Annotated in this window: 15 protein-coding genes and 1 other annotated feature; of the genes, 13 read left to right on the top strand and 2 right to left on the bottom strand. The window is 38.6% G+C overall.

Features of this window, described 5'->3' with window-relative positions:
- Window positions 1–26: 26 nt before the first annotated feature.
- The 4 genes from ODU41_RS06065 to ODU41_RS06050 all read left to right on the top strand — a co-directional run bounded on the left by ODU41_RS06065 (window position 27) and on the right by ODU41_RS06050 (window position 2,530).
- Window positions 27–743: a glycosyltransferase family 2 protein gene (locus ODU41_RS06065; RefSeq protein ID WP_014637743.1), complete on the top strand. Its 717-nt coding sequence runs from the start codon at window positions 27–29 to the stop codon at window positions 741–743.
- On the top strand, window positions 743–1,099 hold the full coding sequence (locus ODU41_RS06060; protein ID WP_002937073.1) for a DUF2304 domain-containing protein: 357 nt from the start codon (window positions 743–745) through the stop codon (window positions 1,097–1,099). The genes ODU41_RS06065 and ODU41_RS06060 overlap by 1 nt, the downstream gene beginning before the upstream one ends.
- On the top strand, window positions 1,089–1,859 hold the full coding sequence (locus ODU41_RS06055; protein WP_141590877.1) for a glycosyltransferase: 771 nt from the start codon (window positions 1,089–1,091) through the stop codon (window positions 1,857–1,859). The genes ODU41_RS06060 and ODU41_RS06055 overlap by 11 nt, the downstream gene beginning before the upstream one ends.
- A gap of 182 nt (window positions 1,860–2,041) precedes the next feature.
- Complete coding sequence (locus ODU41_RS06050; protein WP_014637746.1) at window positions 2,042–2,530, top strand: EbsA family protein; 489 nt, start codon at window positions 2,042–2,044, stop codon at window positions 2,528–2,530.
- On the opposite strand, the gene ODU41_RS06045 is transcribed toward ODU41_RS06050, so the two are convergent.
- Complete coding sequence (locus tag ODU41_RS06045; protein WP_024385576.1) at window positions 2,519–2,713, bottom strand: ferredoxin; 195 nt, start codon at window positions 2,711–2,713, stop codon at window positions 2,519–2,521. The genes ODU41_RS06050 and ODU41_RS06045 overlap by 12 nt on opposite strands.
- Before the next feature lie 50 nt (window positions 2,714–2,763).
- Between ODU41_RS06045 and ODU41_RS06040 the strand changes: the two genes are divergently transcribed.
- The 6 genes from ODU41_RS06040 (at window position 2,764) to ODU41_RS06015 (ending at window position 7,996) form a co-directional block, all read left to right on the top strand.
- On the top strand, window positions 2,764–3,246 hold the full coding sequence (locus tag ODU41_RS06040; RefSeq protein ID WP_015646683.1) for an SAG1386/EF1546 family surface-associated protein: 483 nt from the start codon (window positions 2,764–2,766) through the stop codon (window positions 3,244–3,246).
- A 9-nt stretch (window positions 3,247–3,255) separates the two neighbouring features.
- On the top strand, window positions 3,256–3,933 hold the full coding sequence (gene cmk / locus ODU41_RS06035; RefSeq protein ID WP_099831389.1) for a (d)CMP kinase: 678 nt from the start codon (window positions 3,256–3,258) through the stop codon (window positions 3,931–3,933).
- A gap of 26 nt (window positions 3,934–3,959) precedes the next feature.
- Window positions 3,960–4,088 (top strand) — a sequence feature (ribosomal protein L20 leader region).
- A gap of 40 nt (window positions 4,089–4,128) precedes the next feature.
- Window positions 4,129–4,635 (top strand): translation initiation factor IF-3, encoded by a 507-nt coding sequence (gene infC / locus ODU41_RS06030; protein WP_002940606.1) that lies wholly within the window; start codon window positions 4,129–4,131, stop codon window positions 4,633–4,635.
- A 26-nt stretch (window positions 4,636–4,661) separates the two neighbouring features.
- Complete coding sequence (rpmI, locus tag ODU41_RS06025; protein ID WP_002940607.1) at window positions 4,662–4,862, top strand: 50S ribosomal protein L35; 201 nt, start codon at window positions 4,662–4,664, stop codon at window positions 4,860–4,862.
- Window positions 4,863–4,911: 49 nt separating this feature from the next.
- Window positions 4,912–5,271: a 50S ribosomal protein L20 gene (gene rplT / locus ODU41_RS06020; RefSeq protein WP_029171603.1), complete on the top strand. Its 360-nt coding sequence runs from the start codon at window positions 4,912–4,914 to the stop codon at window positions 5,269–5,271.
- Window positions 5,272–5,500: 229 nt separating this feature from the next.
- Window positions 5,501–7,996: a pneumococcal-type histidine triad protein gene (locus tag ODU41_RS06015; RefSeq protein ID WP_029171604.1), complete on the top strand. Its 2,496-nt coding sequence runs from the start codon at window positions 5,501–5,503 to the stop codon at window positions 7,994–7,996.
- 296 nt (window positions 7,997–8,292) lie between these two features.
- Here ODU41_RS06015 and ODU41_RS06010 read toward each other — a convergent pair whose 3' ends face one another.
- Entirely contained in the window at window positions 8,293–10,467 is a 2,175-nt protein-coding gene (locus ODU41_RS06010; RefSeq protein ID WP_398578767.1) for an LTA synthase family protein, read from the bottom strand.
- A gap of 115 nt (window positions 10,468–10,582) precedes the next feature.
- Between ODU41_RS06010 and ODU41_RS06005 the strand changes: the two genes are divergently transcribed.
- Genes ODU41_RS06005 through aroC form a run of 3 tightly spaced genes read left to right on the top strand, consistent with a single transcriptional unit; the run spans window position 10,583 to window position 13,586 of the window.
- Entirely contained in the window at window positions 10,583–11,746 is a 1,164-nt protein-coding gene (locus tag ODU41_RS06005) for a class I SAM-dependent rRNA methyltransferase (protein WP_024380798.1), read from the top strand.
- Window positions 11,743–12,417, top strand: a complete 675-nt coding sequence (gene aroD / locus ODU41_RS06000) for a type I 3-dehydroquinate dehydratase (RefSeq protein WP_398578766.1) — start codon at window positions 11,743–11,745, stop codon at window positions 12,415–12,417. Before ODU41_RS06005 ends, aroD begins: the two co-directional genes overlap by 4 nt.
- A gap of 2 nt (window positions 12,418–12,419) precedes the next feature.
- Window positions 12,420–13,586 (top strand): chorismate synthase, encoded by a 1,167-nt coding sequence (gene aroC, locus ODU41_RS05995; RefSeq protein WP_002940623.1) that lies wholly within the window; start codon window positions 12,420–12,422, stop codon window positions 13,584–13,586.

Raw genomic sequence — 13,586 nt, 5'->3', positions numbered from 1 at the left:
TAGAATTCTAGTTTTAGAGAGAAAAAATGAAAGTATTAATGATTATCCCTGCCTACAATGAAGAAGAAAGTATCCTTCAAACTGTTCAGGGAATTATAGATTATAGAAATAGTGTGAATTTCCAATTGGATTATGTTGTCATTAATGATGGCTCAACAGATCACACGAAAGAAATTTTGATTCAAAATAAATTAAATGCTGTTCACCTAGTACAAAATTTAGGTATTGGTGGAGCTGTTCAGACGGGATATAAATATGCCTTGGACAATGACTATGATGTAGCAGTTCAATTTGATGGTGATGGTCAGCATGACATTCGTTCCTTAAATAGCTTAATTCAGCCAATCTTAGTTGGTCAGGCTGATATGGTGATTGGCTCACGCTTTGTTGGTGATACTTTGTCGGAATTTCAAACTAGCTTTATGAGGCGTTTTGGAATAGGTGTTATTTCAAATATGATTAAATTAACAACTGGAAACCGAATTTGGGATACTACATCAGGTTATCGTTTGGGAAATAGAAAAGTGATTGCACAATTTGCAAAACGATACCCAATTAAATATCCGGAACCGGAATCAACTGTTCATTTACTAAAGCAAAATTTCCAAGTAGTAGAAGCACCGGCAAATATGTTTGAAAGAGCGGGAGGGGTTTCATCCATAACACCTCTAAAATCGATTCGTTATATGGTTGAGGTTTGTTCATCAATCTTGATTGCATCATTAATGAAGGAGGGAGAATAATGACCATACAAGCATTAGCTATGTTTCTTGCCTCACTAGGTTTTTTGTATTTTATTTTTAGGAATATTAATAAAAATAAGATTTTATTCGAACATGCCTTTATGTGGATTGTTATTGGCTTCGGACTGATTGTTTTTGCGCTCTTTGATGTTATTCCTATTAAATTGGCTTACTTATTCGGGTTTGGTCTGACTTCTAATTTCTTGTTATCTGTGGCAATTTTTGTTCTCTTGGTGATTGGATTTTTGCATAGTATGGCTTTATCTCAACAAAAGCAGCAGATTAAAAATTTAATTCAAGAAGTATCAATGGCTAAAAAAAGAATCTCTGAGTTGGAGGAGCATCATGCAGAATAACCATACATTTGTTATCTGTGCTTATGGAGACAGTAAGTATCTAGAAGAATGTATCCATTCGTTAAAGCAGCAAACACTTCAATCACAACTCATCCTATACACTAGTACTCCGAGTGAATATATAGAACAAATTTGCCAAAAGAATGCAATCGTAATGCATACCGCACAAGGAGGAGGTATTGGAAAAGATTGGAATTTAGCACTCTCTTTTGTAACAACCCCTTATGCTACAATTGCTCATCAAGATGATATTTATTTACCAGACTATTGTGAAAAAATAATGTCTCAGATGACAGAGGAGACGTTGATTGCTTATTCAGATTACCAGGAAGTTAAGGAAGGTGTGGCTATTCCCTTAACTTCAAATTTGAAAATCAAGCAACTCATGTTACGGACAATGGCCATGTTTCCCAAATGGAAGTTTTGGCGGAATAGGGTTTTAGCCTTTGGTAATCCAATTTCTTGTCCAGCTGTGACCTATAATTTGAAGAAACTGAATGATTTCAAGTTTAATGAAGAAATGAAAGTTTCTCTTGATTGGTTTGCTTGGTATCAGATTGCACAAAAAAATGGGAGCTTTACCTTTGTAGATGAGAGACTGATGTATCATCGTATCCATGAGGAATCTGAGACGACAAATAGCATTGAAAACAATATTCGTACAAAAGAAGACTATGAAATGTATTTGTTGTTCTGGCCAAAGTTTATTGCCAAGTTTCTCCTGAGTTACTATGTTAAGAGTCAAGAGACGAACGGCTAAAATATTTTGGTTGTTAATCATTGTGTTCCCACCAATTTCTACTCAAAATATTTCAAAAGCATTTCAGAAGTTTTACAAACTAACTAATATTGTCATGTAAATGTAATAAAAAATTTCAAAAGATAGAGGTTTTCATAGGAAAATCTCTTTTTTTGTGCTAGAATAATAGATGGAGGTCCGATATGATCAAAATTTTTGGTAAAATTCGTTACCATTGGCAACCGGATTTATCATGGGCCATTATTTACTGGTCACTTACCTTCACGCCTATTTTCATTGGTATGACACTTTTATTGGAAAAGTTGAGAGTTTCAAGATTATTTATCTTACTTCTCTCTCTCTTTGCTGTATTAGTAGTGCTTGGCTTACATCGCTATTTCGAGATAAAAGAAAAGCATTTACGGATTGCTTCGGCTAATCCTTTTGCAGTACAGAAAATTGAAATTGCTACCATAGAAAAAATTGAAGTTTCTTATCTAGCCATTCGCATATTTTCACAAGAATTTCCCAATGGGCAGGTGTATCACATGCGCAAATGGCCGAAAAAATACTTTATTAACCATTTAGCTATTCATAATTGCTTCAAGGGTGAGATTGAATTAATAGACCATTTAATAAAACAGGATTATTTTGAAGAGTATTATACAAAAAAAGCCAAATCAATCCGCTGAAATGGCTTTTGTAGGACATGATTTGATGGCTTTGAGAATATCTGGATTGGGTTCAATCGTTTTCTCAAATTGTGAGTCGTCTGAAAAAATAACGATACCGTCGTCATCATAATCGAATATAGATGAATAGGTTTGGCAGAGCCCGCAGGCAATGCACCGTTCAGGAATAAGTTTTATTTTCATATTAGTATTGTAATCATATTTTAATAAAAATACAAGGAGTTTTCTCGATAATGTCACAAGAGCCATGGAATGAAGAAGTTTATCAAACAGAAACAGTTAGTCGAAAAGAACGTCTAAACAAGGGAGTAGCAAGTACAACAGTATTTACAGTCTTGGCAATTATTTTCTTTGTTATCGTACTGATTATTGGTATCACTGCCATCTATTTGTCGGTTGGAGGTAGTAAAACAGATTCAACTAAAGAATTTTATAATCCAAGCTCCGCGGCAGTTGTAGCAGAAAGTTCAACTTCAGTTGCAGAAACACAGGAGTCTACTTCTACTGATGCGACAGAAACAGAAACAACGGAAACAAGTTCCAGTCTAGCAGAAGCTACGGATGGCTCTACCCTTACTGTTCAAGCAGGTGAAGGTGTTGGACAATTAGCCGCACGTGGCGGGATTTCAATTGCTGAGTTAGAGCGGTTAAATCCAGAGAAAATGACCACAGGGTCTTGGCTTGCGCATCCAGGTGATGTAGTCCGTATTAGATAAAGAGGAGTTATGAAATCAATTCAAATTGCAATTGACGGTCCAGCTTCAAGTGGGAAGTCAACGGTTGCTAAAATTATTGCTAAAAATTTTGGATATACTTACTTAGATACAGGAGCTATGTATCGCTCGGCTACCTATCTAGCCTTGACAAACGGCATAGAGATCACAGATCAAAATAGAATCGTGGCCTTGCTTGCTCAGTATCCTATTCGATTTGGGCGTGATGAAAATGGCCAACAATTAGTTTTTGTTGGTGATGAAGATGTCACTTTGCCTATTCGTGATAACCAAGTTACAAATAATGTATCAGCAGTAGCAGCACTTCCTCTAGTACGGGAAGAATTGGTACGCCTGCAACAGGAAATTGCCCAGGCTGGCGGCATTGTTATGGATGGTCGCGATATTGGAACAGTTGTTTTACCACAGGCAGAACTCAAAATATTCCTTATTGCCTCTGTTGAAGAGCGTGCCCTCCGTCGATTTAAGGAAAATACGGAACGTGGCATTGAGACCGACTTGGAATCTCTAAAGCAGGAAATTGCGGCTCGTGACTATAAAGATTCCCATCGAGAAGTTTCTCCTTTAAAGGCAGCAGACGATGCCATTACCTTTGATACAACAGGAGTATCCATCGAAGGTGTAGTGAAATTTATTTCCGAAAAAGCGAAAGAAATTCTTGACAAGTAGTTTTAGACATGTTAGAATAGTCGTATTGAGAAAAGCAGAAGTGAGAGCTTCTCGCCTTGCGACTAACGTTGTCTGGCTCTACGGATTAAGATTTCTTCGGAAAGAATAATGGTGTAGTGCGGACTTGTTTAGCAAGTCCGTTTCGTTTTTCTCGAAAAATATAAAATGAGGTGAAAAGCCATAGCAAAGCAAGATTTGTTCATCAATGATGAAATTCGAGTGCGTGAAGTTCGTCTTATCGGTCTTGAGGGTGAACAGTTGGGAATCAAACCGCTCAATGAGGCTCAGGCCATTGCTGATAGCGCCAACGTGGATTTAGTATTGATTCAACCACAAGCTAAACCACCAGTAGCGAAAATTATGGACTACGGTAAGTTCAAATTTGAATATCAGAAGAAACAGAAAGAACAACGCAAAAAACAAAGTGTTGTCACTGTAAAAGAAGTGCGTCTAAGTCCAGTTATTGATAAAGGGGACTTCGAGACAAAACTTCGTCATGCCCGTAAATTTCTTGAAAAAGGAAATAAGGTTAAGGTTTCTATCCGTTTCAAGGGTCGTATGATTACCCACAAAGAAGTTGGAGCGAAAGTATTAGCTGAGTTCGCTGAAGCAACCCAAGATATTGCCATTATCGAACAACGCGCTAAGATGGACGGACGTCAAATGTTTATGCAATTGGCCCCAGCTTCAGATAAAAAATAAGCTTTTTAAGCAAAAGGAGAATTAACATGCCAAAACAAAAAACTCACCGCGCATCAGCTAAACGTTTCAAACGTACAGGTTCTGGTGGATTGAAACGCTTCCGCGCTTATACTTCACACCGTTTCCACGGTAAAACTAAAAAACAACGTCGTCACCTTCGTAAAGCAGGTATGGTACATTCAGGTGACTTCAAGCGTATCAAGTCAATGCTTACTCAAATGCGCTAAGCACTGATATAGCACTACTTATTATTTGAATTATTTGGAGGAAAATTAAATGGCACGTGTTAAAGGTGGCGTTGTTTCTCGTAAACGCCGTAAACGTATTTTAAAATTAGCTAAAGGTTACTATGGAGCTAAACATCTCTTGTTCCGCACTGCGAAAGAACAAGTAATGAACTCTTACTACTATGCATACCGTGACCGCCGTCAGAAGAAACGTGATTTCCGTAAATTGTGGATCACTCGTATCAACGCGGCTGCTCGCATGAACGGTTTGTCATACTCACAATTGATGCACGGTTTGAAATTGGCAGAAATCGAAGTAAACCGCAAAATGCTTGCTGACTTGGCAGTAAACGATGCAGCAGCTTTCACAGCTCTTGCAGCTGCTGCTAAAGCAAAGCTTGCTAAATAAGTATATAAAATAAAGAGTTTGGTCTGTGTGCCAAGCTCTTTTTTTGTTTTAATTCGCACAGAGCTTGCTAAATTTCAATATGAACGATATACTTAACTGGTAAATTAAAAAGGCGACAAATTTTATTTTATAAAGTAAATAGATATGGCGATGGCATTCTACAATGGTAGAATCCATTTACCATGTCAATAATATAAATATAATAGTAAGTAAGGAGAGAAACATAGATATGAAACAAGGTAAGACTTTGCTTTGTGTAGCAGGAGTATCGCTTATTTGTGCTGTAGCATTGGTAACCTATCAAGTGTCAAATTATAAAGAGCAATCGAACCATCAAAAAACAACAAGCATAGAAACATCGCAATCAAAGCAATCAAAAGAGATTCCTTCAGATCCGAAAAAGGAAGTTCCAGGGATTGATAAGGCGACAGATGATGGTTTTTTACTCACTGATGAGTCACAAATTGAGGAAAAAACTGATTTAGGAATTATTGTCAATCATGGTGATCATAAGCATTTTTTCTTTTACTCAGATTTAAAGAATACAAAATGGTCCTATTTAATTCCTGAGAACTATCAAGAAAAAACACATTCTTCTCAACCTAATAGAAATCAGCGACCATCTGGTTCGAAACAGACCGAAGATGAATACGTTTTTGATCCTAAAGATATTGTCGCAGAGGATGCAAATGGCTATACTGTTCGGCATGGGGATCATTATCACTATATTTTAAAATCAAGCTTAGGTGGTATGACACACAGGCAATTGACCTCCGGTAGTCGTCAATCGTCAACTCTTCCTATCGTTCACCAACAGGAAGGGATTCCCGGGATTGATTTTCAAACGAGTGATGGTTTCTTGTTTGATGGGCAAAATATCAGCGGTGTAACGGAAACCGGGATTCTAGTAAGGCATGGGAAACATTTGCATCTTATTCATTTTGAAACATTGAAAAAGAGTAAATGGTCTTATCTTGTGAATCAGTATAAACCAAATGTAGAATCTGATAAGAAGTCACAACCTGAGGTAGAAAATACTGAGTATCAAACCAAGTTGGACTACTTAGCAAAAGAACTGAATTTAGAGCCATCACGTTTTAAGAAAGTCATCGTTGACGGTCAAATTGGATTAGAGTATCCGCATGGAGATCACACACATATTGTTTTATTAAAGGAAATTGATACAAGGAAGCCGTTTGAAAGTCCAGAAGATCGTATTCTTAAGCAAAAGGATGGAGAAACTCTTGAACAGAGAAAAGAACGTCTCATTAAGCAGTACATGGAGCGTTTTAAAGTCAAGCGTGAGGACATTACAATTGACGGGAACTATATGAGTGTACGCCATGGGGACCATGCGCACGTTTATAAAATTGATCCTAGTTTGCCAGATGATCCTGAGCGTGATGTTAAGACCGAAACGGTAAATCTCGCTATTGAGAAACAATCGGTATATGGGCCTTTTTATACAGAAGGTTCAACAGAAAATTTAACACGTAATGGTGTCCATCAAAAGTATCATCCAGAAGGGCTTCAGGATATTAAAAATTTCATTCTAGTAACATTCAGTACAAATAGTGATTTTGGTGATTTTGTCGTTAATGGTAAAAAAACGAAGAGAGTTTATTATTTGGTTCGTAAAGATTTAAACTGGGAAGATTTGAACATCACCTACCCGCAGACCCTTCAACAAAAGGGACGCGTCTTTAATGGTTGGAATGCTACTTTGCCAAAGTCTGGCAAGATGGCAAGAGAACATCAGAGTTTTTATGCTGATTTTGATAATGTTTATCATAAGCCGACAAAAAATATTTACACTCCAAGTGATGATGTTTCAAATATTGATCTATCAGACTATGTACCTGTTAAATATAGTGCGATAGCCAATGGTCGTTTAAAATTAAATGGTGAGATTCGAGCAGGGTTCATATACTTTGTGAAATCTGACTTAACTTGGAAACAAGCTAAGGAGCAGGGGCTTGTTGTACCAGAACCGGTTCCAAGCAAAGATTATGAATTCATCGAGTTTAGGACAGTTATTACCGGTGGAGAAAAAGATACAGATTATGTTAGTGCCACAACGAGCTTGGCAGCATTTGGGACAACAGCTCCTCGTATAGGGCCATATATTGCCGAAAATACGGATAATCCAACGGACATCAATGATCCAAGTAGACATCCAAATTACCATTGGCATGATCCAAAGAATTATGTAGCTCTTGCATTTCGAGCAGGTGACGGCGGCCAACTTCAGACCCATTTGGGAACTAGTAAAACAGTTGTTTACCTTGTTAGAAAAGGGTTAACACTGAACCAAGCTGGAATTTTTCCGCCATCTTTGAAGAGTGATACAGGTTATAAACGAGATTATACAAAACCTGTTATTCCAAATGTAGCATGGGACACACCTATTTTGGAAGATACTGTCTACGATATTCATTTCGATAAAGTTGAAAGTGATAGCAAAGATGGGACAGTTGAGCCAGATGATACTTGGTTGCCTGGGAATCCATTGCCGAATACTCCAGATGTCCCTAATGGAGAAGAGGATGCAGATGGCTGGTTAGATGATTTGTTGACACCTGGTTCAGAAGTAGAAACTGTAACAGACATTGAAACTACAACAGAAGATACAAAAGCAACAGAAAGTAGTACTGTTGCACCCATAGATGTCCCTAAGAATCCATCAGCAGGGGAAGAGTCTAGTGAGGATTCTATATTTCCTTGATGCAATAGAGATGAGTGATTTGAAATAGTGGTCTAATACTCTTCGAAAATCAAAATCAGACGTTGTTGACTTGATTTGATGAGTGAAAGGCTCCAGTAGAGCCTTTCAGCCTGTTACCTTGAAACAAAATAGTAACAGGGTTCTATCTGCTAAGTAGAAACGAACTACGTTCGCTCTATCTCCAACCTCCAAAGGTTCCCCAAACCTTTGGAGCTAGTCTGTTTTTGATTTTCATTGAGTATAAAAAGGCTTAGAATCAATGTAGTAACTGACATGATTCTAAGCCTTTTAGTGTATTATTGCGAGTTTGAACTGGTACTTGTTGAGCTAGTACCAGTATTTGGTGTGCTAGTGGCAGTTGTACTACCGTGAAGTTCTAGGTAGCTTGGTGCTTTAAATAGTTCAATAGTTGACTTATTGCCGTTTTTACTATACAAACTTGTCGATTGTGTACCAAGTTTATTCTCCAGAGCAATCTCGGCAGCCAATGAGTCAATGTAGTTATATTGACTTGAATCCAAGGCTGGCAATCCATTGTCGAAGAATCGGATAAGATCACCAGTTTGAATGGCATCGCTAGTCGCTAGTTGTGCTGCGGTAGCTTCTTTAATTGCATCAATTTCTTTCTGAGTTGTCTCATCTGGATTTGTAATTTCAAGACCAGTTTCTGTATAGTAGATTTTACCTTCATAGCTAGTGTATTTTGGTGTGATGAAACTGCCAGCGGTTCGAAGAGCCACAATTTGGCTGTGTTGGCTGGAAAGTAGGTCTTGACCAACTTGAAGATAGTTATCGGATTTAATTCCTAAAAGATGTTCGAGAGTAGGAAGTGCATCAATCTCACCACCATAGGTATCAAAAACCCCACCGTTGGTCATTCCAGGTACAACAATCATATATGGAACACGTTGCATCATGGCATTGTCAAAATCTGACCAAGTCTGAGAATCTTTTCCAATCAACGGTGCCAAGTCAGGATTGCGTGAATTAGAAATTCCATAGTGATCACCATAGAGGACGATGACGGAGTTTTCGTACAAGCCAGCCGCTTTTAAGTAATCGAAAAATGCCTTTATGGACGCATCGAGATAGTTGGCAGTAGCAAAATAGCCATTAATGGTTTCATCATCTGTATTGGCTAATGGAAAGCCAATCTCATCCCCAATCAAGCTGGTTGTGTAGGGGTAGTGGTTGGAAACTGTGATAAATTTGGTATAGAAGGGTTGCTGTAAATGTTCCAGATATTGGATAGAGTCGGCGAACATGATTTTATCATTCAGACCGTATTGGAATGAATTTTCAGCAGTGGCTTTAGAGAAATAGGATTGATCAAAGAAGTAATTGTAACCCCATTGTTTATAGGTGTTGTTCCTATTCCAGAAACTGGCTGCATTTCCGTGGAATACAGCAGATGTATAGCCACCATTTTGAGAGAGAATATATGGTGCAGCTTGCTGGGTATTGCTTCCGCCATATTGGACCATGAAAGAGCCTTGATTGAGTCCAAAAAGTGAGGTTTCAATCATGGTTTCGGCATCAGAGGTCTTACCTGCCTTAACTTGGTTAAAGAAATTGGAAAAGGCGAGAGTAGAGCTAGAATGATACAGAGAATTGAGGAAAGGTGTGACTTCGTATTCGACACCGTTGACATTCAACTTATAGTCAATAACAAATTGTTGTAAGCTTTCTAGGTGGAGATAGATAACATTTCGCCCTTTGGCAATACCGAAGTAGTTGTCATTCGGCTGAGCATAATGTTCTGTAATATATTGTTTTACAGGCTCCAGGTCTGAGGCGGTGGCCCCAGAGCGATCCTTATGGGCATTGTAGGTTTGATTAGCATTGTAGCCAAGGAAAGCTGGTAACCCAAGGGCTCTGACGATATAAGTATTAGAAAATCCTCTCGTAAGTAGCTCAGGTCTATCAATTTCTGCTAAAAAGAGATTGATAGAGAATAATAATACTGAAAAGGCTGTGATGGCAAAGCTAGATTTTTTATGAAATGGAGTTTTGTCCCAGTGAAATGCCTTACGGTAGACTAAGAAACCAAAAGCTATAAAATCAAGAAAATAGACAATATCCCATAGCCTAAATAACTTAAGAGCTGCTTCTCCTAATCCAGCAGATACGCTAGAGGTAGCCATCATGGTAGAAATGGAGATATAATCGGAAAATTCTCTATAATAGACTGCATTTGAAAAGAGCCAGGCGAAAAGAACAATATAAATGGTCATCGCTACACCATAGAATGCCTTCGTATTCTTTATATAAAGCGAGAGACCAAGCAATAAAATTCCTACTGGTAGAGGATTCATAATAGCGATAAAATTTTGGAAAAATCCTTGGGTATCTAAATTAAAATCAACATAGTAGGCCCAGAGTGTTTTGAGCCAGTAAATGATTAGCAAAATCAAGACGAAGCCAAGTCGAGTTTGTCCGATCTTCTTGACGTAGTCAATTAGTTTTTTCACAATAAAGCCTCATGGTCCTTTCTAAAAGCTTAGTTCATTATACCATAATTTTAAAATAAGCCTCAAAGTTTAGAGTTTTTTTGGCATATATGAAGAAACATGTTATAATAATTCTATGAAAATAAAGGTAAACCGTATTGCAGAACAGAAAATAAACAGAGGGATTCAACTCTTGGATAGCGCTGATTTTTCAGGTTTTTCGTTTGATGAGGACAGGCTGGCTGTTTTGTATTCAGAGTCTGGAAGCTATTTGGGCCAGGCTTATTTGTCCAAACAGAATAAGGGAATAGGCTGGCTGTTTAGTAGAAGCAATCAAGACTTGACCATGGATTTTTTTGTTAAATTATTCGTGGATGCCAAACAGAAACGTCAACATTTTTATCAATCTGAGATGACGAATGCTTTTCGTTTATTTAATCAAGATGGAGATAATTTTGGTGGAATGACGGTTGACTTGTATGATGAATACGCAGTTTTTTCATGGTATAATACCTTTATTTATTCTGTCAAAGAGATGATTGTTGCTGCCTTTCAACAGGTATTTCCAGAAGTAAGAGGAGCTTATGAGAAGATTCGTTTTAAAGGTTTGGCTTTTGAGTCTGCTCATCTTTATGGAGAAGAAGCCCCTGAGTATTTCACTGTGTTGGAAAATGGAGTTCACTATCAGGTCTTTATGAATGATGGTCTGATGACGGGAATCTTTTTGGATCAGCATGAGGTACGTGGTTCCTTGGTGGATGGCCTGGCGGCAGGCAAGTCACTTTTGAACATGTTTTCGTATACGGCAGCATTTTCTATTGCTGCTGCCATGGGCGGAGCAGGGGAAACGACTTCTGTTGACTTAGCCAAACGCTCGCGAGAACTTTCTAAAGCTCACTTTAAGGTTAATAGTTTAGACTTAGATAATCATCACTTTGTGGTAATGGATGTATTTGAATATTTCAAATATGCCAAACGTAAAGGCTTGACTTATGATGTGATTGTCTTAGATCCGCCAAGCTTTGCACGAAATAAGAAACAAACCTTTTCAGTAGCCAAAGATTATCACAAGTTGATTTCTCAATCTTTGGAAATACTAAATACAGGTGGAACTATTATCGCTTCGACCAACGCCGCAAATGTTTCTGTTGAAAAATTTAAGCGGCAGATTGAAAAAGGTTTTGGTGTTAGAAAACACCGTTATGAGGCAAGTTATCGCTTGCCAGCCGATTTTGTAATCAATAAAAATGATGAAAGTAGTAATTACCTAAAGGTCTTTACGATACAGGTAGATAAATGAAAATAGTAGTTCCTATTATGCCTAGAAATCTGGAAGATGTAGAGGCCATTGATGTAGAACGTCTAGCAGAGGCAGATATTGTTGAATGGCGAGCAGACTACCTTCCGAAAGATGATATTTTAAGAGTAGCACCTGCTATATTTGAAAAATGTAATGGTAAGGAAGTGGTTTTCACTATTCGGACAACACGTGAAGGTGGCCACTTGGATTTGGACGATCAAGAATATGTCAATTTAATCAAAGAAGTTGCAGCGCTTTATCAGCCAGATTATATTGATTTTGAATATTATTCTTATAAGTTGGTTTTTGAGCAGATGTTGGAGTTTCCTAACCTTGTGTTGAGTTATCATAATTTTGAGGAAACACCGTCTAATTATATGGAAATCATGTCTGAACTAACTAGCCTGTCACCAGCTGTTGTTAAAATGGCTGTAATGGCTAAGACAGAGCAGGATGTCCTAGATGTTATGAATTATACTCGTGGTTTTAAATCGCTGAACACCGAGCAGACATTTGCGACAATCGCTATGGGTGAACTAGGGAAGTTAACGCGTATTGCAGGTGTGATTACAGGATCCTGCTGGACTTTTGCCAGCTTAGATGAAACATCTGCACCTGGACAGATGTCTTTAGGCAATACTCGTAAGTTTTTGGAAATTTTGGAGAATTAAGTATGCGTTATTTAACAGCTGGTGAGTCTCATGGACCACGTCTAACAGCCATTATTGAGGGAGTTCCAGCTGGTCTTCCTTTAACAGCTGAGGATATTAATGAAGATTTAAAACGCCGCCAGGGGGGATACGGTCGTGGTAGTCGGATGCAGATTGAAACAGATCGCGTAGAGATTACTGCTGGTGTTCGTCACGGTAAGACAACAGGTGCCCCGATTACATTGAATGTGACCAACAAAGACCATCAAAAATGGTTGGATATTATGGCAGTTGAGGACATCGAAGAGAAGCTCAAAAGTAAGCGTCGTATCAAACATCCACGCCCAGGACATGCTGACCTAGTTGGTGGTATGAAATATCGCTTTGATGATTTGCGTAATTCCTTGGAGCGTTCTAGTGCGCGTGAGACAACTATGCGTGTGGCTGTTGGTGCGGTTGCCAAACGGATTTTGGCTGAGTTGGATATTGAAATTGCTAACCATGTAGTCGTTTTCGGAGGGAAGGAAATTGATGTCCCAGATGGTTTAAGCGTAGCAGAAATCAAAGAGCGTGCAGCCCAGTCCGAAGTATCCATTGTCAACCAAGAGCGTGAAGAAGAAATCAAAGCCTATATTGATCAAATTAAGCGAGATGGAGATACTATTGGCGGAGTGATTGAGACTGTTGTCGGAGGAGTTCCAGCTGGCTTGGGGTCATATGTGCAATGGGATAAAAAGTTAGATGCAAAATTAGCGCAGGCTGTTGTTTCAATCAATGCTTTTAAGGGAGTAGAATTTGGAGTAGGCTTCCAAGCTGGTTATCTCAAAGGGAGCCAAGTCATGGACGAAATTCTCTGGTCCCAAGAAAAAGGATATACACGCCGAACCAATAATCTAGGTGGTTTCGAAGGTGGTATGACCAATGGCGAGGCTCTGATTATTCGTGGTGTTATGAAACCAATTCCGACCCTCTATAAGCCATTGATGTCGGTTGACATTGATACTCATGAGCCTTATAAAGCTACTGTGGAGCGTTCAGATCCAACGGCTCTCCCAGCAGCTGGTGTAGTCATGGAATCAGTCGTAGCTACAACTCTAGCGACAGAAATCCTAGAGAAGTTCTCTTCCGACAATATGGAGGAATTGAAAGCTGCGGTAGCCAGTCATCGCGACTATGTCAAAAATTTCTAG

The organism is Streptococcus sp. 2022WUSS083, from assembly GCF_044427155.1.
Classification (GTDB): domain Bacteria; phylum Bacillota; class Bacilli; order Lactobacillales; family Streptococcaceae; genus Streptococcus; species Streptococcus hashimotonensis.
The sequence above is the reverse complement of the archived record's forward strand: the minus strand, read 5'-3'. Positions and strand labels throughout refer to the sequence as shown.

Excerpts from the sequence above, each read along its gene's own strand:
- ODU41_RS06065 (WP_014637743.1), top strand. The coding sequence starts at position 27 with ATGAAAGTATTAATGATTATCCCTGCCTACAATGAAGAAGAAAGTATC.
- ODU41_RS06060 (WP_002937073.1), top strand. The coding sequence starts at position 743 with ATGACCATACAAGCATTAGCTATGTTTCTTGCCTCACTAGGTTTTTTG.
- ODU41_RS06055 (WP_141590877.1), top strand. The coding sequence starts at position 1,089 with ATGCAGAATAACCATACATTTGTTATCTGTGCTTATGGAGACAGTAAG.
- ODU41_RS06050 (WP_014637746.1), top strand. The coding sequence starts at position 2,042 with ATGATCAAAATTTTTGGTAAAATTCGTTACCATTGGCAACCGGATTTA.
- ODU41_RS06045 (WP_024385576.1), bottom strand. The coding sequence starts at position 2,713 with ATGAAAATAAAACTTATTCCTGAACGGTGCATTGCCTGCGGGCTCTGC.
- ODU41_RS06040 (WP_015646683.1), top strand. The coding sequence starts at position 2,764 with ATGTCACAAGAGCCATGGAATGAAGAAGTTTATCAAACAGAAACAGTT.
- cmk (WP_099831389.1), top strand. The coding sequence starts at position 3,256 with ATGAAATCAATTCAAATTGCAATTGACGGTCCAGCTTCAAGTGGGAAG.
- rpmI (WP_002940607.1), top strand. The coding sequence starts at position 4,662 with ATGCCAAAACAAAAAACTCACCGCGCATCAGCTAAACGTTTCAAACGT.
- rplT (WP_029171603.1), top strand. The coding sequence starts at position 4,912 with ATGGCACGTGTTAAAGGTGGCGTTGTTTCTCGTAAACGCCGTAAACGT.
- ODU41_RS06015 (WP_029171604.1), top strand. The coding sequence starts at position 5,501 with ATGAAACAAGGTAAGACTTTGCTTTGTGTAGCAGGAGTATCGCTTATT.
- ODU41_RS06005 (WP_024380798.1), top strand. The coding sequence starts at position 10,583 with ATGAAAATAAAGGTAAACCGTATTGCAGAACAGAAAATAAACAGAGGG.
- aroD (WP_398578766.1), top strand. The coding sequence starts at position 11,743 with ATGAAAATAGTAGTTCCTATTATGCCTAGAAATCTGGAAGATGTAGAG.
- aroC (WP_002940623.1), top strand. The coding sequence starts at position 12,420 with ATGCGTTATTTAACAGCTGGTGAGTCTCATGGACCACGTCTAACAGCC.